Source organism: Novosphingobium lindaniclasticum LE124 (assembly GCF_000445125.1).
In the GTDB taxonomy this organism is placed as follows: Bacteria; Pseudomonadota; Alphaproteobacteria; order Sphingomonadales; family Sphingomonadaceae; genus Novosphingobium; species Novosphingobium lindaniclasticum.
Genome location: NZ_ATHL01000108.1, coordinates 1 through 17,016, shown reverse-complemented (window position 1 = coordinate 17,016; position 17,016 = coordinate 1). Strand labels below are relative to the sequence as shown.

Here is a 17,016-nt window from a genome sequence, read left to right as displayed (position 1 = left end):
GTGTGATGTGCGAGGCGCAGGAATATGGCAACAGGGACGACGTATACAGCCGGGGACAGCCCTTCGCGGCGCGAACCTTCCGGCGGCGCGCCTGCGGGGAAACCTGCGCGCTGGCTGCGAAACCTGCTGCTGCTCGCACTGCTGACGCTGGTTCTGCTGCTCGGCTTTTCCTGGCCGGGCCTGCGCGAGCAGGCCCTGATCGGCAGTGCCTACAGCGCGCGTGAAGCCTGCTCCTGCCGCTTCGTCTCCGGACAGGATCTGGGGACGTGCAAGGGTCTGATCGCCGTCGCCGGTCTCGGCCGCACCGGATCGCTGATCTGGCTTTCCGACGATGCTGGCGCCCGCACCGTCAAGGCCAGCGTCCCCCTGCTCGCCAGCCAGACGGCGACCTTCAGGCCGGGTCGCGGCTGTCAGCTGGAACCCTGGACGAATTGAGAAGAAGGAGGGGGAACGCGGGAGCGGGAAGCGACCCCCATCGCAGTCCTCAATCCAGCGGGATCGCGGCCTCGGTTCCTTCGATCCAGCCGCCGCCGACCACCCGGTCTCCGGCATAGATCACCGCTGCCTGGCCCGGCGCGACGCCATATTCCGGATTGTCGAAACGAATCGTCACGTCCACGCCATCGCCGAACGCGCCGTCGAGAGTGATCGGCACCGGCTTGGCGAGGGAGCGGACCTTGGCGGTGAGCGGCGCATCCGGGAGCGGGCCGATGCGGTTGGTCTCGGTGACGGTGGCAGCGGCGACGCCCAGCAGGACACGCGGGCCGACCACGACCCGGCGCCCCGGCGCATCGATGCGCACGACGTAGAGCGGTTCGGGCTGACCGCCGATCTCGAGACCGCGGCGCTGCCCCACGGTGTAGTGGATGATGCCGCGATGGGTGCCCAGCACCTCGCCGGTCAGCGCATGGACGATCTCGCCCGGCGCTTCGCCTTCGGGGCGGACGGCGCGCACGATCTTGGCATAGTCGCCATCGGGCACGAAGCAGATGTCCTGGCTGTCCGGCTTGTCGGCCACGCGCAGGCCCGCCGCTTCGGCCAAGCGGCGGGTCTCGCTCTTCGGCAGTCCGCCGAGCGGGAAGCGCAGGAAGTCCAACTGGGCTTCGGTGGTGCCGTAGAGGAAATAGCTCTGGTCGCGCGCCGGATCGAAGGCCCGGTGCAGTTCGGCGCCGGCGGGGCCCTCGACACGGCGGACGTAATGCCCGGTGGCGAGACAGTCCGCACCAAGGTCGCGTGCCATCGTCAGCAGGTCGGTGAACTTGGGCCCCATGTTGCAGCGGATGCAGGGGATCGGCGTGCGGCCGGCCATGTAGTCGTCGGCAAAGCGCTCGACGACGTCCTCGCGAAAGGCGCTTTCATGGTCGAAGACGTAGTGCGCGATGCCCAGCCGGTCGGCCACGGCGCGCGCGTCGCGGATGTCGTCGCCGGCGCAGCAGGCGCCCTTGCGGCCGGTGGCGGCGCCGTAGTCGTAGAGTTGGAGCGTCACACCGATCGTCTCGGCGCCGGTCGCGGCGGCCAGCGCGGCGACGACCGAACTGTCGACGCCGCCGGACATGGCAACGACGATGCGGCGCGCCGAAAGCGGCGCAGGCAATTGGAACAGCGTGGCGGGGTCGAGGCCGGCCACCAGTCCTTCGAGATCGGAAAGGGCGGTCATGCCGCGCCCCATACAGGTGAATGCAGCGGATTCCTACCGTCTAGAGTAGGTTCAGACCCTTCGGAACCGGGCCGAAGCCGCACCAACGCGGTTAAGCGGCATGCCCAAGATGCCGTTAACGAATCTTAACAACGGGTAAATTCGTCCTTTACTCCCTCTTGACCAAGCTGCCCTACAAGCGGTGCGCATGAACATCGCTCATGATCATGAAACCTGCAAAGCGGGACATGCGTCGGGTCGCGCCAGCGAGGAGTTCATGCCGGTCTTCTTTCCAATAGACTGGTTTTCCTTGCGAACCCGCCTTTTCGCCGCGCACCACTTTCGCGCGGCGCTCGACAGGACACGCCCCTCCACCCGCCTCCACCGCTTCGGCAGTTTCGCCAGCAAAGTCGCATCGGTGATTCATACGTATGCGGCAGTCTCAAGAACTGTTAACCCAAATGCTTCAGGCAATCGCAAGCCAGCGCAGGCCAAGGTCCTTTCCGTCGCCGGCAATCCCAGCACCGGCGTACGAGGGTAATGATGATCGAGAACCAGAAAATCCGTCCTGCCCAGGTGATCGGGCCGCTCGGCGAACCGCTGACGCTTGAATCGCTGCCCCCGGCGAACACCACCCGCTGGGTGGTGCGCCGCAAGGCGGAAGTGGTTGCAGCGGTCAACGGAGGCCTCCTGTCGATAGACGAGGTCTGCGATCGCTATCAGCTGACGCTGGAGGAGTTCGCATCCTGGCAACGAGCCGTGGACCGTTCGGGAATGCAAGGTCTGCGCGTGACGCGAATCCAGCACTACCGCGATCTCTACGAGCGTCAGCAGAAGTATTGAGCCTGGACCCTTTCCCTCCGGACAGGACCTTGCAAGTGGCGGCGAACCTCGGTTCGTCGCCACTTTTCGTATATTCTCCCGCTTTTCGGGCACGATAGCCCAAGCCTGCCCCGGCATTTACTGTCATCGACGCTGGTCGATCCGGGTCGGCGACACGGCGACTGTCGATTGCCACCCGTCCGCCGCAGGTATATGTCCTTTCGCAGGAAATTTTGCCGCCGCAGCGGCGTGGAACGGCGTTTCCACGTCCCGGCGGCAGATCTGCCTTCCGGCCAGCCAGGGCAAACGTCGTTCCAAAGCGAACCGCGTTTCGAGGATCGGGCAACCGGACAGGCATCGGGGACTGGGGGCAATCGCAGTTTTTGCGGTGACACGATGAATTACGACAGCAAGATCGACGTGACGGAAAACCAGGGCAGCGGCGGCGATTGGGCCGGCGCGCCGCCGGTCGGCGAAACCGAGCAGGACCGCACGTCCCGCCGCTGGTGGCTGATCGCCATCATCGCCGCCATCGCGCTCGCCACCGGGATCTGGTTCGCCGTTCGCGGCGGCGAGGAAACCGTGGCGACCGGCGCAAGCGACATCCAGACTCCCGCCGTCACGGTGATCGTGCCCGGCCGCGCCTCGGTGGAAGGCGAGATTACCGCCACTGGCTCGCTGGCGGCGCGCCGCCCCATGCCGATCGGTTCGGTCGGCGAAGGCGGCCAGGTCCGCGGGGTGCTGGTCGAGGCCGGGGACTGGGTCTCTCAAGGCCAGGTTCTCGCAGTGATCGACCGGTCGGTCCAGTCGCAGCAGCAGGCCGGCCAATCGGCCCAGATAGCGGTAGCCCAGGCCGATGCCCGGATCGCCCAGGCCAATCTCGACCGTGCACTCAAGCTCGTCGAACGCGGCTTCATTTCCGCGGCCGACGTCGATCGCCTGACCGCCACGCGCGACGCCGCGAACGCTCAGGTCAAAGTCGCGCGGGCGACGCTGGGCCAGCTTCAGGCGCAGACGGCCCGCCTCAACATCGTCGCGCCCGCTTCCGGTCTCGTGCTGGAACGCAGCGTCGAACTCGGCCAGGTCGTCGGCGGCGGCGGCAGCGCGGTGCTGTTCCGCCTCGCCAAGGGCGGCGAAATGGAACTGCTTGCCCAGCTCAGCGAAGACGATCTGGCTCGCATCCATGTCGGCGTGGAGGCGAAAGTGACGCCCACCGGCGGCAACCAGAGCTTCACCGGCCAAGTCTGGCAGATCGCGCCGGTGATCGACGCCACCAACCGCCAGGGCGTGGCCCGCATCGCCCTGCCCTATAACGCCGCGCTGCGCCCCGGCGGCTTCGCCAGCGCAGTGATCAACAGCGGCCAGACGGTGGCGCCGGTTCTGCCCGAATCCGCCATCCAGAACGACGACAAGGGCGCCTTCGTCTACGTCGTCGATGGCAAGGACGTGGTTCATCGCCGGGCGGTCCGGACGGGCATCGTCACGGCGCGCGGCATCACCGTGAAGTCCGGGCTCGACGGCAGCGAGAAGGTCGTGCTGCGCGCTGGCGGCTTCCTGAACGAGGGCGACAAGGTCAAGCCGCGCGTGGTCGCGGCGGCAAAATCGAACGCGGCCGAGTGAACGCGCGATGAGCCTTCGCAACATCTCGGCCTGGTCGATCCGCAATCCGATCATCCCGATCGTCTTCTTCATCGGCGTGATGATCGCCGGCGTCGTCTCGTTCATGCGCATGGACGTGAACAACATGCCGGACGTCGAATTCCCCGGCGTTCATGTCATGATCTCCCAGCCGGGCGCCGCCCCGACCGAGATCGAGACGCAGATCACCCAGATCATCGAAGGCGCCGTGCGTTCGGTCCCGGGGATCGAGGAAATCCAGTCGACCGCCTCCGAAGGCTCGTCCTCCACGCTGGTCTTCTTCACCGTCGGCACCGATCCCGATGTCGCCACCAACAAGGTCAAGAACGCGGTGGACCAGGTGCGCGGGCAATTGCCCGACGGCATCCTGGAGCCGATCGTCACCAAGATCGAGGCCAATGGCGACAACCTGGCCTATTACGCGGTCAGTGCCGACGACATGACGATGGAGCAGCTCAGCTGGTTCGTCGACGACACTATCTCCAAGACCCTGCTCTCGATCGAGGGCCTGTCCTCGGTGGAGCGCAACGGCGGCGTAGACCGCGAGATCCGCGTCGTGGTCGATCCCGAGCGGCTGATCGCGCTGGGCCTTACCGCCAACGACATCAATGCCGTGCTGCGCCAGGTCAATACCGACGCCGCGGGCGGCCAGGCGGAAATCGCCGGTTCGCGCCAGTCCGTTCGCGTGCTGGGCAATGCGCAGGACGCCTTCCAGCTTTCACAGACCCGCATCAACCTGGGCAACGGCCGGCAGGTCAAGCTGTCGGACATCGCCCAGGTCTACGACGGCTATTCCGAGCAGACCCGCATCGCCAAGCTGCGCGGGCGCGAGGTCGTGACCTTCGGATTCACGCGCGCCCTCGGCGCCTCCGACGTGGCGGTCTACGACGGTGCCGAAAAGGCCCTCGAGAAGATCCGCAAGGAAAACCCGAACATCCACATCACCCGCCTGTTCTCCGACGTGGACTACACGAAGGGGCAATATACCAGTTCGATGGAAGCGCTGGTGGAAGGCGCGGTCCTGGCCATCGTCATCGTCTACCTCTTCCTGCGCGACTGGCGCGCGACGATGATCTCCGCCATCGCCATTCCGCTGTCCGCGATACCGACCTTCTGGTTCATGGACATGCTCGGCTTCACGCTGAACTTTCTCTCGCTGCTGGCGCTCAGCCTCGTGGCCGGCGTGCTGGTCGATGACGCCATTGTCGAGATCGAGAACATCGTGCGCCACATGCGCATGGGCAAATCGGCTTACCAGGCCTCGATCGACGCCGCCGACGAGATCGGCCTCGCGGTCGTCGCCACCACGTTCTCGATCGTCGCGGTGTTCCTGCCGGTGGGCCTCATGCCGGGTATTCCGGGCCAATTCTTCAAGGCTTTCGGCCTGACGGTGGTCGCGGCGGTGCTGATGAGCCTTGCCGTCGCGCGCCTCATCACGCCGATGGTCGCGGCCTATTTCCTCAAGGCCCACGGCCACGCCGAGCACGGCGGCGGCAAGGCCATGGACTTCTATCTCAAGATCCTGGCCTGGACCCTCGATTCAAGCCAGGCCCACCGCCTGAAGGCGCAGCTCGTCAGGCAGCCGGCCCGCGCTTGGTATTATCTCGTCGCCACTCTCGCGGTCCTTGCCATCCTGGCAGTGGGCCTGGGCGCCGCCTCCGCTCTCTTCATCGGCGTCAAGGCGGTGCTGACCAAGCTCGGGTTAGACAAGGCGGCTCTGCTGCTCGCCGCGGTGATTGCGCCGCTGGCGATACCGGTCGTCATCTTCCTGCTCGGCGCCGCCTTGAAGGCCGGACTCGGCGCGCTCGGCCGCTTCGGCGCCTGGTATCGCTACTTCTCGGACCGGATCGCCGCCCGCATGCGCGACCACCGGTTCTATGCCTTCTGCGCCGGTATCTACGCGCTGGTGCTGAGCTTCGCCCTGCTCGCGGGCTTGCCCTCGCAGTTCCAGCCGAACACCAACAACGACACCAGCACCGTCAATCTCGAAATGGTGCCCGGCACCACCATCGAACAAACGGCAGCAGTGTCCGACCAGGTTACACGCCTGCTGGAACGGCAGCCCGAAGTCCGGCACATCCTGGCCGCCTCGCGCGAAGGCAAGGGCTCACTCTACATCGCACTCAAGCCGGCAGACGAGCGTAAGGCGACCAGCATCGAGTTCGAGCGCCGCATGGCGCCGCAGCTTCAGGACATTCCCGATGCCCGCGTGACCTTCGCCACCCAGTCCGGGGGCTTCGGCAGCGGCCGTGACATCTCCGTCATGCTCTCGGGCAGCGATTCGGAACTGCTCAAGAAGACCGCCCAGACTCTGGCCGACCAGATGCGCACCATACCGGGCGTCGTGGCTCCGCGCATCGCGGCCGACCTGCAGCGCCCGGAACTGGTCGTCGTGCCCCGTCTCGATCTTGCGGCGCAGCTGGGCGTGACCACGGCCGCACTCAGCCAGACGATCCGCATCGCCACCCTGGGCGAGATCGACCAGAACGCCGCCAAGTTCTCGCTGAGCGACCGTCAGGTGCCGATCCGCGTCATCCTTGCCCGCGCCTCGCGCCGGGACTATGCGACGATCGAGAACCTGCCCGTCACCACGGCTGGCGGCGGCTCGGTCCCGCTCAAGCGCGTGGCTGAAATCCACTTCGGTGCCGGGCCGACCCAGATCCAGCGCTACAACCAGTCGCGCCGCATCTTCGTCGGCGCGGACCTTGGCGAAGGTCAGGTCAAAGGCCCGATCATGGAGCAGATCCAGAACCTGCCGATCATGAAGAAGCTGCCCACCGGCGTCTCGAACGCGCCCGTAGGTGAGGACAAGTGGCAGGCGGAGATGGTCAGCAGCTTCGTCGTCGCGGTGATCAGCGGCATCTTCCTGGTCTTCGCGGTCCTGGTGCTGCTCTACCGCCGGTTCGTCTCCCCGCTGGTCAACATGGCCTCGCTTCTGCTGGCGCCGCTTGGCGGACTGCTGGCGCTGGTGATCGTCGGCCAGCCGATCTCGATGCCGGTCTACATCGGCATTCTGATGCTGCTGGGCATCGTCGCCAAGAACTCGATCCTGCTGATCGACTTCGCGATCGAGGAGATGGAAAAGGGCGTCGACAAGCTGACCGCGATCATGGACGCCGGCCACAAGCGCGCCCAGCCGATCATCATGACCACGGTCGCAATGACGGCTGGCATGGTGCCGACCGCCATCTCGCTCTCGGGCGACGCCGCCTGGCGCGCGCCCATGGGCATTACCGTGATCGGCGGCCTGCTGCTGTCCACGGCCTTGACCCTGGTGATCGTACCGGCCGCCTTCAGCCTTGCAGACGGGTTCGAGAAGCGCCTTGGTCCCTGGCTGCGCAGGAAGCTGCTCACCTTCGAGCCGCATCACGCGCAGGAGGGTCTGCACCGGCCCTCCGCCGTCCCGCAGCCGATCGCCGCCGAATAGGTCATCAGGAGGAACATTGCCGTCGCTCAAGCGTAGCATTCCCGTGGCACGGCAAGACTTTTCAGAGCCGGGCACGGTCGCAGGCGACCGGGCCCGGCGCATGCGGATCTTCGCGACGGGGCTGCTGCTGTTCATGGCGGCAGCCTTTGTCGTGCTCCGCCGCCTGGCCGTGCTTCATCCCGAATGGAGCGTGCCGCTAGGCTACGCCATCTCGTTCACCGAGGCCGCCATGGTGGGCGGCTTGGCCGACTGGTTCGCGGTGACGGCGCTGTTCCGCCACCCGCTCGGCCTGCCGATCCCGCACACGGCGATCATCCCGGTGAACAAGGACCGGATCGCCGATACGATGGCGACGTTCCTGCGTCACAACTTCCTAACGCCGCAAGTCGTGGCCCGGCGTCTCAGCGGCTTCAACCTCGCTGCCGCCGCCGGAAGCTTCCTGGCCAACCCGGCCAGAGAGGAGCAATCGCGCATCCGGGCAGGCGCCGCCAACCTGATCGGCGACGTGCTCGAATCGCTCGATCCCGACCAGATGGGCGGCATGGTGAAGGCCGGGCTGCGCCGTCAGATCGAAAAGATCGACGCGGCCCCGCTCCTCGGCCAGATGCTCGCCAACGCGATTGCGGATCAACGCCACCTGCCGGTACTGGAAAGCGTGCTGCGCAAGATCGGGGAAGCCATCGAGGCCAACGAGCCGATGATCCGCGACATGATCCACCAGCGCGCCAATACGGTCATGCGCTGGACCGGCCTCGACGAACGGCTCGCCAACGGCGTGCTCGACGGCGCCTACCGGTTGCTGGCGGAAGTGATCGTGCAGGCCGACCATCCCCTGCGCGCCAAGATCGACGAGGCCCTCGCCCGGCTCGCCGACGATCTTCGCCACAAGCCCGAGACGCAGGCGAAAGTGGAGCGGATCAAGATCGAACTGCTCCAGAACCCTGCGATCGGCGCCTGGCTCGACAGCATGTGGGAGCGTACCCGCGGCGCCCTGCTCAAGGCCGTGCGTAATCCCGACAAGGCGCTGTCCGGCGCGCTGGGAGAGAGCCTCGCCCAATTGGGACTGGCCTTGGCCGAAAACGACCGCCTACAATACATGGTCAACCGCTTCGCCCGGCGCACGCTGGTCGGCGTGGTGTCGCGCTATGGGGGGGAAATCGTGAGGCTGGTGTCAGAAACCGTGAAGCGCTGGGACGCTCGCACCGTAACGGACCGGATCGAAGGCGCCGTTGGCCGCGACCTGCAGTTCATCCGCATCAACGGCACCCTGGTCGGTGGCCTGTTCGGCGTCTGTATCCATGTGGTGGACCAGTTGCTGTGAACTGGACCGTGCTGGAAGGTCCGCTCCTCGTTACCCAGCGCTTCGAACTCTGGAAGCCCCGAGCGAGCGATCTCGACGACATGATCCGCCTGATCGCGGATGACGAGACTCGTCGCTTCCTCGGCCCTGCCTTGCCCGAAGCGAAAAGCGTGTTCGAGCGCCTGCAACGAAACGGCGGCTCGTGGATGTTCCACGGCTATGGCACTTTCCCGGTGCGGCGGCGCGGCGAGAGCGAGATCGTCGCCAACTGCGGCGTATTTCACTCCTGGCGCGGCTTCGGCAAGGGGATGGACGATGTGCCAGAGGCCGGCTGGATCGTCCGCAAGGATCATTGGGGCCAAGGTCTGGCCAAGGAAGTCATGGCCGCCGCGCTTGGATGGTTTGACAGAGTCCACGGTCCGCGCCGCATCGCCTGCATGATCGAAGAGGGCAACCATGCCTCGGAACGCGTGGCCGCTGCACTGGGCTTCACGCCTTGCGGCAGCCACGACCTCGGCGAAAATGGCCGCCCGGCCTTCGTGAATCTGTTCGAGCGCGATCGCTTACAAACTGAATCAAGCCTGGATTTCTCCAGACTCGGACGCATCGAGCGGCCCGATCACCGGCGGCGTTGCCCCACCTGCTTCATGGGGCGCCGCACTTTCCAACGAATGCTGGCGTCATAGTAGGACGCGACAGGCTTCCCGGCTCGATCAAGCGCGGGAGAAAACACCGCCTTCGACGTCATCTGTTCGCAGGCTGCTTTGGAGAAAGCCGGATCCCCGTAGTTGTCCACCACCTTGCAGCCACTCACCGCACCGGAAGCATCGACCAGCAAACGCGCACGTGTAAGCCCCGGACGATGACGTTTGTCGGGATCGTAGGGATAGCTGTTTGCCGCAATCCAGCTCTCCGGCGGCGTCCTGGGAGTCGGCGGGGCGGAGAGGCTCGCCTGCTGCACAGGATCAAGACCCCAGGCGCGGACCAGTCCATCCGTGCATTCGCGCATTGCCACCATGGCCTTGCCCAGCGAGCCAGTTCCAAGCTGGACCGCCTCGTCTCCCCAAGATACGATCAGGGAAGTGATGCCCGCCTCTTGATCCGGCGTTACCGGGGCAAGCGGTCGTCCATCCTGCGGGAAGCCGTTCCAGGTGGTGGCGGAGAAGATCAGCGCGGTCAGCTTGCCGCCGCCTTCGATAGGGGCATCCGCGAGGGTGAAGCGGTCGGCAACAGGCTTCCCGGCCCCGGGGCCGGTGGTGAGCGTGAGGTCTGTCGATTCGGCTAGGCCGTTGAAGGCTTTGGCTGTGATCGTCGCATAGAAGCGATCGCCGGGACCAAGACGCTCGATCTCCAGTAATGCCGGGTTCTCAGGCGTTCCAAAACCGCGTTTCAGGCTGCAGGAATCGGCGCCGTTGTTCATCTGCCAGGGCGAACTGGCGGTCAGCACCGTAGTCTTGGCCATTGCAGGCGTGGCATTCATCGCGACGATAGCCGTTGCCGTCAAGGAGACTGAGAGTGCCTTGTTCATGCCAGATCCTCGCAGCAACTTACATTCTTGTCGAAAACTATGGCCTGGTCTGATCTTGGCAAGACAAATCGATGGTCGTCATTTTCGCAATAAATAGAAAACCCCGGTCGTTTCGGGCCGGGGCTCAAGTTGTTACAGAATTTTAAGTCGCTTAGAGCTTGCCGGTAAGTTCCGGCACGGCGGTGAACAGGTCCGCCACGAGGCCGACGTCGGCGACCTGGAAGATCGGGGCGTCCTCGTCCTTGTTGATGGCGATGATGGTCTTGGAGTCCTTCATGCCGGCCAGGTGCTGGATCGCGCCGGAGATGCCGACGGCGATGTAGACTTCCGGCGCCACGATCTTGCCGGTCTGGCCGACCTGGTAGTCGTTCGGCACATAGCCTGCGTCCACCGCAGCGCGCGAGGCGCCCACGGCGGCGCCCAGCTTGTCGGCGAGCGGCAGAATGGTAGCCTCGAAGGTTTCGGAGTCCTTCAGCGCACGGCCGCCCGAGACGATCACCTTGGCGCTGGTCAGTTCCGGCCGTTCCGACTTGGCGAGTTCGGCGCCGACGAAGCTGGACAAACCGGCGTCACCGGCTCCGGCGACATCCTCGATGGCTGCCGAGCCGCCTTCGGCAGCAGCCTTCTCGAAGGCCGTACCGCGTACGGTGATCACCAGCTTGGCATCGCTCGATTCGACGGTGGCGATGGCGTTGCCGGCATAGATCGGGCGGGTGAAGGTCTTCTCGCCCTCGACCGAGAGGATGTCCGACAGCTGCATCACGTCGAGCAATGCGGCCACGCGCGGCGCCACGTTCTTGCCGGTGGTGGTGGCAGGGGCCAGGAACGCGTCGTGGTGGCCCATGAGTTCGGCGATCAGCGGCGCGACGTTCTCGGCCAGCGCATGTTCGTAGGCGGCGTTGTCGGCCACATGGACCTTGGCGACACCGGCGATCCTGGCGGCAGCCTCGGCAGCGGCGCGGCAGCCCGAGCCGGCGACCAGCAGGTGGACCTCACCCAGCTTGGCAGCCGCAGTGACGGTGTGGAGCGTCGCGTCCTTGACCGACGCGTTGTCGTGTTCGACCCAAACGAGCGTCTTCATCTTAGGCGACTCCCAGTTCCTTGAGCTTGGCAACCAGCGCATCGACATCGGCGACCTTGACGCCGGCCGAGCGGACGGGCGGCTCCGAGACCTTGAGGGTCTTGAGACGCGGGGCGATATCGACGCCGTAATCGGCGGCAGTCTTCACATCGAGCGGCTTCTTCTTCGCCTTCATGATGTTGGGCAGCGAAGCGTAGCGCGGCTCGTTGAGGCGCAAGTCGGTGGTGACGATCGCGGGCAGCGACAGCTTGACCGTTTCGAGACCGCCATCGACTTCACGGGTCACGGCAACGTGATCGCCATCGATGTCGACCTTGCTGGCGAACGTACCCTGCGGGCGGCCCAGCAGCGCGGCGAGCATCTGGCCGGTCTGGTTCGAATCGTCGTCGATCGCCTGCTTGCCGAGGATCACGAGGCCCGGGTTCTCTTCGGCGACGATCGCCTTGAGGATCTTGGCGACCGCGAGCGGCTCGACCTCTGCATCGGTTTCGATCAGGATCGCGCGGTCGGCGCCCATGGCGAGCGCGGTGCGCAGCGTGTCCTGGGCCTTGGCCGGGCCGACCGAGACGGCGACGATCTCTTCCGCCTTGCCCGCTTCCTTGATGCGGATGGCTTCTTCCACCGCGATCTCGTCGAACGGGTTCATGCTCATCTTGACGTTGGCCAGGTCAACACCCGTGCCATCCGCCTTCACGCGCGGCTTTACGTTGTAGTCGATCACCCGCTTCACGGGCACGAGGATCTTCATCTGATCGGGTCCTCTCAGTTTCAGGCGCGGCCTGTTTAGCCGCTCGATTAAATCCACTCAAGGCTCGCCTAATAGGCATTTGACGTAAGCGTCAAGACCTGCCGCAGCGAGACGGTCCCCCAAAGGGGCACTCATCACGCCATATCGCAAATTCGCGAGAATGCGCATCGCTCCGGCGGAAAGTCGAGGGGCCGAGAAATTCTACGAAGCCGGGAAGATCAGCTTCGTCCAGGCATCAAACGCAAACGGCGGAGGTCCGGAAACCCCCGCCGCAGCATTATCCGATGTAGGATCGTGTAGAATTCGAGAAGCGCACCCGATCAGGCGGCGTTCTTGACCTCTGCCACGATCTTCTTGGCGGCATCGCCCAGGTCGTTGGCGGGGACGATCGGCAGGCCGGAATTGGCCAGGATGTCCTTGCCCTGCTGGACGTTGGTGCCTTCGAGGCGAACGACGAGCGGAACCGAGAGGTTCACTTCCTTCGCGGCGGCAACGATGCCGTCTGCAATGACGTCGCACTTCATGATGCCGCCGAAGATGTTGACGAGGATGCCCTTCACGTTCGGATCGCGCAGGATGATCTTGAACGCCGCGGTCACCTTCTCCTTGGTGGCGCCGCCGCCGACGTCAAGGAAGTTGGCCGGGAACGAACCGTTCAGCTTGATGATGTCCATCGTCGCCATGGCGAGACCGGCGCCGTTGACCATGCAACCGATGTCGCCATCGAGCTTGATGTAGGCGAGGTCGTACTTCGAGGCTTCGACTTCCGCCGGATCTTCCTCGGTCTCGTCGCGCAGGGCCTGCACGTCGGGGTGACGGTACAGCGCGTTCGAGTCGAAGCTCATCTTGGTGTCGAGGACGAGCAGGTTGGCGGCCCCAGAAGAATCGGGCTTGGTTTCGACGAGCGGGTTGATCTCGAGCATGTCGCAATCAAGCGCGACGAAGGCCTCGTAGAGCTGCTTGGCGATCTTCTGCGCCTGCTTGTTGAGATCGCCGGTCAGCTTGAGAGCGAAGGCCACGGCACGGCCGTGGTGCGGCTGGAAGCCGGCAGCGGTGTCGATGGTGACGGTGGTGATCTTCTCGGGGGTGTTGTGGGCGACATCCTCGATGTCCATGCCGCCCTCGGTCGAGACGATCATGGCGACGCGGCTGGAAGCGCGGTCGACGACCATCGAGAGGTAGTATTCCGAAGCGATGTCGACGCCGTCGGTCACGTAGAGGCGGTTCACCTGCTTGCCCGCATCACCCGTCTGCACGGTGACGAGCGTGTTGCCGAGCATTTCCTTGGCGAACGCTTCGACTTCCTCGACCGACTTGGCGAGACGCACGCCGCCCTTGGCGTCGGCGCCGAGTTCCTTGAACTTGCCCTTGCCGCGTCCGCCGGCGTGGATCTGGGCCTTCACGACGTAGAGCGGTCCGGGCAACTGCTTGGCAGCGGCAACCGCTTCCTCGACGGTGAGGGCGGCAATGCCGGCGGGGATGCCGACGCCGAACTTCGCAAGCAGTTCCTTCGCCTGGTATTCGTGAATGTTCATCGCTGAAATCGCTTTCTGCTGGAGTGTCCGAGGAAAGGCGTTGTCCAAAAGCGCGGGGGGCGCCCGAACTTGATCCCGGCCGCATAAGCACATCCCTGCGCGCTTGAAAAGTCCCGTTCCCTGCGCAATGGGGTCGCGCGGGGCATTGAAACACTCGATTAACGAGAACGACTCGCGCATGATCGATCGCGACAGACTGGAAGCCATCGTCCGGGAGGCCGGACGCATCGCCATGGCCGGATGGCCCGGCGATGGGCATCGTTGTGAACATTGGGAAAAGACGCCCGGCAGCCCGGTGAGCGTTGCCGACATCGAGGTGGACTCGTTCCTCAAGCGGGAACTGGGTGCACTGCTCCCCTCGGCGGGATGGCTTTCGGAGGAGACCGTCGATTCCCCGGCGCGCCAAGGCCACGAGCTCGTGTGGCTCGTCGATCCGATCGACGGAACGCGGGACTTCATCGCCGGACGAACAGGCTGGGCGGTCTCCGTCGCATTGGTCAACACCCGGCGTCCGCTGATAGGCCTGCTCCATGCGCCGGCACGGTCACGCGAGGCAGGCGGCGAGTTCTGGTATGGCGAAGCCGGCCAGGGAAGCCGGCGCAATGGCATCCCTCTGCGCGCGAGCAACCGGGCGAGCCTGGCAGGCGCGCGCGTACCGGCGAAGAAGCTGGCGCCGGAAGATGCCGATCTGGTGCTGGTGGACCAGCCGAACTCGATCGCCCTGCGCATGGCCATGGTCGCGGCGGACGAGGCGGACCTGCTGGCCACCCTGCGCTGGGGCTACGAGTGGGACATCGCCGCCGCCGGGCTGATCGCCCGCGAGGCCGGCGCTGCCGTCACCGATGCCTTCGGCCAGCCGCTGAACTACAACAAGCACGATCCACGTGCCTTCGGAGTGATGGTGACCTCGTCCGCGATCCATGACGCGGCGGTGGAACGACTCGCGGATCGTGCCCTTCGTTACTCCGCGTGACAGGAAAAAGGGGCCGGACCTCATGGCCAGCCCCTTCCCCGATCCCGCTTTCACGGAAACACTTTCTTACGATCAGCGGGCGGCGGATGCCTCCGCCTGGGTGACCGGCGTGATCTTGATTTCGACGCGGCGGTTCTTGGCGCGCCCTTCGGCAGTAGTGTTGTCCGCCACCGGATAGTTCTTGCCCATGCCCTGGGTCTGGATGCGCGCGGAAGAGACGCCGCGCATGATCAGGTAACGGGCGACCGAGTCCGCGCGGCGCTTCGACAGGTCGAGATTGTAGGTATCGGATCCGGTCGAATCGGTGTGGCCGTAAACGTCGATCAGGCTGTCCGGGTACTTGGTCATGCTCTGCCCGACATTGTCGAGCGCGGCCTGGAACGAGGGGCTGATCTGGGTCGAATCGACGGCGAAAGTCACGTCGGGCAGGTTGAGCAGGATGCCGTCGCCTTCCTGGCTGACATCGATGCCGGAGCCGGCGGTATCTTCCTTCAGCTCCTTGATCTGCTTGTCCATCTGGTAGCCGACGACACCGCCGGCCACGCCGCCGATGCCCGCGCCGACGATGCGCGCGGTCTTGCCGCCGATCACGCTGCCGAGGAGATAGCCGAGGCCGGCACCGCCGGTTCCGCCGATGGCCGTGCGGGACACCTTGCGCTCTCCCGTGTTGGGATCGGTGACGCAGGCCGAGACCGCCACGAGCGAAAGCGCGGCAAAGGCCGAGGTCATCAGGCGTGATTTGTTCATGATCTTCCCTCCTTTGGAAACACTTCCACCGCCGTCTGTGCGATTGTGGACATGAATAGCAGATGGCTGATCCCGGCGAAACGATTGCTGCCCCGATGGGTTCCATCGGAACCGACCGCATCGTCTTCATCCGCATCGTATTTCCCGTTCGAGACGATTATGTCCATCCGCAACACCCGCTTCGCACGTGCGAGGATTTCTGCTAGCGCAAGGGCACTGTGACACCTTTTCCCTGGACCGACCTCCTCATCATCGCCGGCTTGATCCTGCTCAACGGCCTGTTCTCCATGTCCGAGCTGGCCATCGTGTCGGCTCGCTCAGCCCGGTTGAAAGTCTCTGCCGACAAGGGCAGCGGCGCCGCGCGCACCGCGCTCGACCTTGCGGCCGACCCCGGCAAGTTCCTTAGCACCGTCCAGATCGGCATCACGCTGATCGGCATCATCGCCGGCGCCTACTCGGGCGCCAGCCTGGGCGGACCGGTGGGCGAGCGGCTCGTGGCGCTGGGCCTCCCGGCGCGTTTCGGCAGCGAGGCCGGCTTCACGCTCGTGATCATCGCCACGACTTTCGCCAGCCTGGTGGTGGGCGAACTCGTGCCCAAGCAGCTGGCCCTGCGCATGGCGGAGCCGGTCGCCATCCTCATGGCCCGGCCGATGGCCTGGCTCGCGCGGATCATGGCGCCGTTCGTCTGGCTGCTGGACCGGTCCTCGGGCCTTATCCTGCGCCTTTTCTCGATACGCGGCGGCGACCAGGAGCGGCTGACGGCCGAGGAACTCCAGATGATCTTCGCCGAGGCGACCCGCTCGGGCGTGATCGAGGAAGAAGAGCGCGCGATGATGACCGGCGTCATGCGCCTGGCCGAGCGCCCGGTGCGCGAGCTGATGACGCCGCGCAACCAGATCGACTGGATCGACGTCAACGCCAGCGAGGAAGCCCTCCGTGCCAAGATCGAGGCTTCGCCGCACTCGATGCTGCCTGTCGCCGAGGAAGGCTCGCCCGACAATATCGTGGGCATTCTCAAGGTACGTGAAGTGCTCGCCGCGCTGTGCGCCGGAAGGCCGGTCGATATTGCCGCGATGATGAAGAAGGCCGAAGTCATCCCGGACCAGCTCGACGCGATGGACGCGCTGCGCAAGTTGCAGCTTGCCGAAGTGACGATGGCGGTGGTGCACGACGAATACGGGCACCTTGAAGGCCTGGTCACGCCGTCGGACATGTTGGCGGCGCTGGCGGGAACCTTTGTCGGTCATCAGGACGAAGGCGACGGGCCGATGGTGGTGCAGCGCGAGGACGGCTCGCTGCTCGTCTCCGGCGCCATGCCTGCCGACGCACTTGCCGACCGCTTGGCCATGACCCTGCCGGGCGACCGCGAATATGCGACGGCGGCCGGCTACATCCTGGGCGTGCTCAAGAAGGTTCCCCACGAAGGCGAGTATTTCGCCGAGCAGGGCTGGCGTTTCGAGGTCATCGACATGGACGGCCTCAAGATCGACAAGATCCTCGTCTCGCGCATCGACGAGGATGGCGGCGACGACGGGGTCGCCGGAGAGGCATGAAGCGACGGGGCCTCATGCCGATGGCATG

Annotated in this window: 16 protein-coding genes; 10 read left to right on the top strand and 6 right to left on the bottom strand. The window is 65.3% G+C overall.

Annotated elements, in window-relative coordinates:
• Positions 1 to 24: 24 nt before the first annotated feature.
• Positions 25 to 435: a hypothetical protein gene (locus tag L284_RS40710; protein ID WP_021235147.1), complete on the top strand. Its 411-nt coding sequence runs from the start codon at positions 25 to 27 to the stop codon at positions 433 to 435.
• 49 nt (positions 436 to 484) lie between these two features.
• Here the strand turns inward: L284_RS40710 and mnmA are convergent, their stop codons facing one another.
• Positions 485 to 1,657 carry a tRNA 2-thiouridine(34) synthase MnmA gene (mnmA, locus tag L284_RS40705; protein ID WP_021235146.1) on the bottom strand — a complete coding sequence of 391 codons (1,173 nt, stop codon included), beginning with the start codon at positions 1,655 to 1,657 and terminating at the stop codon, positions 485 to 487.
• A gap of 187 nt (positions 1,658 to 1,844) precedes the next feature.
• Here mnmA and L284_RS48015 point away from each other — a divergent pair, with 187 nt between their 5' ends.
• The 6 genes from L284_RS48015 to L284_RS0124540 all read left to right on the top strand — a co-directional run bounded on the left by L284_RS48015 (position 1,845) and on the right by L284_RS0124540 (position 9,509).
• Positions 1,845 to 2,177, top strand: coding sequence for a hypothetical protein (locus L284_RS48015; RefSeq protein ID WP_152524713.1), 333 nt, complete (start codon positions 1,845 to 1,847; stop codon positions 2,175 to 2,177).
• 2 nt (positions 2,178 to 2,179) lie between these two features.
• On the top strand, positions 2,180 to 2,479 hold the full coding sequence (sciP, locus tag L284_RS40700; protein WP_031342751.1) for a CtrA inhibitor SciP: 300 nt from the start codon (positions 2,180 to 2,182) through the stop codon (positions 2,477 to 2,479).
• Positions 2,480 to 2,854: 375 nt separating this feature from the next.
• Positions 2,855 to 4,078, top strand: a complete 1,224-nt coding sequence (locus L284_RS40695; RefSeq protein ID WP_021235144.1) for an efflux RND transporter periplasmic adaptor subunit — start codon at positions 2,855 to 2,857, stop codon at positions 4,076 to 4,078.
• Positions 4,079 to 4,085: 7 nt separating this feature from the next.
• Positions 4,086 to 7,523, top strand: coding sequence for an efflux RND transporter permease subunit (locus tag L284_RS40690; protein ID WP_021235143.1), 3,438 nt, complete (start codon positions 4,086 to 4,088; stop codon positions 7,521 to 7,523).
• 100 nt (positions 7,524 to 7,623) lie between these two features.
• Positions 7,624 to 8,844 (top strand): DUF445 domain-containing protein, encoded by a 1,221-nt coding sequence (locus tag L284_RS40685; RefSeq protein ID WP_031342749.1) that lies wholly within the window; start codon positions 7,624 to 7,626, stop codon positions 8,842 to 8,844.
• The gene (locus L284_RS0124540; RefSeq protein WP_021235141.1) at positions 8,841 to 9,509 is read left to right on the top strand and encodes a GNAT family N-acetyltransferase; all 669 of its coding nucleotides are present in this window, start codon (positions 8,841 to 8,843) and stop codon (positions 9,507 to 9,509) included. The genes L284_RS40685 and L284_RS0124540 overlap by 4 nt, the downstream gene beginning before the upstream one ends.
• Here L284_RS0124540 and L284_RS40680 read toward each other — a convergent pair.
• The 4 genes from L284_RS40680 to sucC form a co-directional block, all read right to left on the bottom strand.
• Positions 9,443 to 10,351: an energy transducer TonB gene (locus L284_RS40680; protein WP_021235140.1), complete on the bottom strand. Its 909-nt coding sequence runs from the start codon at positions 10,349 to 10,351 to the stop codon at positions 9,443 to 9,445. The two genes, L284_RS0124540 and L284_RS40680, sit on opposite strands and share 67 nt — an antisense overlap.
• Before the next feature lie 151 nt (positions 10,352 to 10,502).
• On the bottom strand, positions 10,503 to 11,432 hold the full coding sequence (locus L284_RS40675; RefSeq protein WP_021235139.1) for an electron transfer flavoprotein subunit alpha/FixB family protein: 930 nt from the start codon (positions 11,430 to 11,432) through the stop codon (positions 10,503 to 10,505).
• 1 nt (position 11,433) lies between these two features.
• Positions 11,434 to 12,180 (bottom strand): electron transfer flavoprotein subunit beta/FixA family protein, encoded by a 747-nt coding sequence (locus L284_RS40670; protein WP_021235138.1) that lies wholly within the window; start codon positions 12,178 to 12,180, stop codon positions 11,434 to 11,436.
• A gap of 320 nt (positions 12,181 to 12,500) precedes the next feature.
• Entirely contained in the window at positions 12,501 to 13,715 is a 1,215-nt protein-coding gene (gene sucC, locus L284_RS40665) for an ADP-forming succinate--CoA ligase subunit beta (protein WP_021235137.1), read from the bottom strand.
• A gap of 178 nt (positions 13,716 to 13,893) precedes the next feature.
• On the opposite strand from sucC, the gene L284_RS40660 reads away from it, so the two are divergent.
• Positions 13,894 to 14,688, top strand: a complete 795-nt coding sequence (locus tag L284_RS40660) for a 3'(2'),5'-bisphosphate nucleotidase CysQ (protein WP_021235136.1) — start codon at positions 13,894 to 13,896, stop codon at positions 14,686 to 14,688.
• Positions 14,689 to 14,760: 72 nt separating this feature from the next.
• On the opposite strand, the gene L284_RS40655 is transcribed toward L284_RS40660, so the two are convergent.
• Positions 14,761 to 15,435: an OmpA family protein gene (locus tag L284_RS40655; RefSeq protein ID WP_021235135.1), complete on the bottom strand. Its 675-nt coding sequence runs from the start codon at positions 15,433 to 15,435 to the stop codon at positions 14,761 to 14,763.
• Between the two features lie 62 nt (positions 15,436 to 15,497).
• Here L284_RS40655 and L284_RS48250 point away from each other — a divergent pair, with 62 nt between their 5' ends.
• Positions 15,498 to 15,641: a hypothetical protein gene (locus L284_RS48250; protein ID WP_021235134.1), complete on the top strand. Its 144-nt coding sequence runs from the start codon at positions 15,498 to 15,500 to the stop codon at positions 15,639 to 15,641.
• 12 nt (positions 15,642 to 15,653) lie between these two features.
• Complete coding sequence (locus L284_RS40650) at positions 15,654 to 16,988, top strand: hemolysin family protein (RefSeq protein ID WP_021235133.1); 1,335 nt, start codon at positions 15,654 to 15,656, stop codon at positions 16,986 to 16,988.
• Positions 16,989 to 17,016 lie beyond the last annotated feature (28 nt).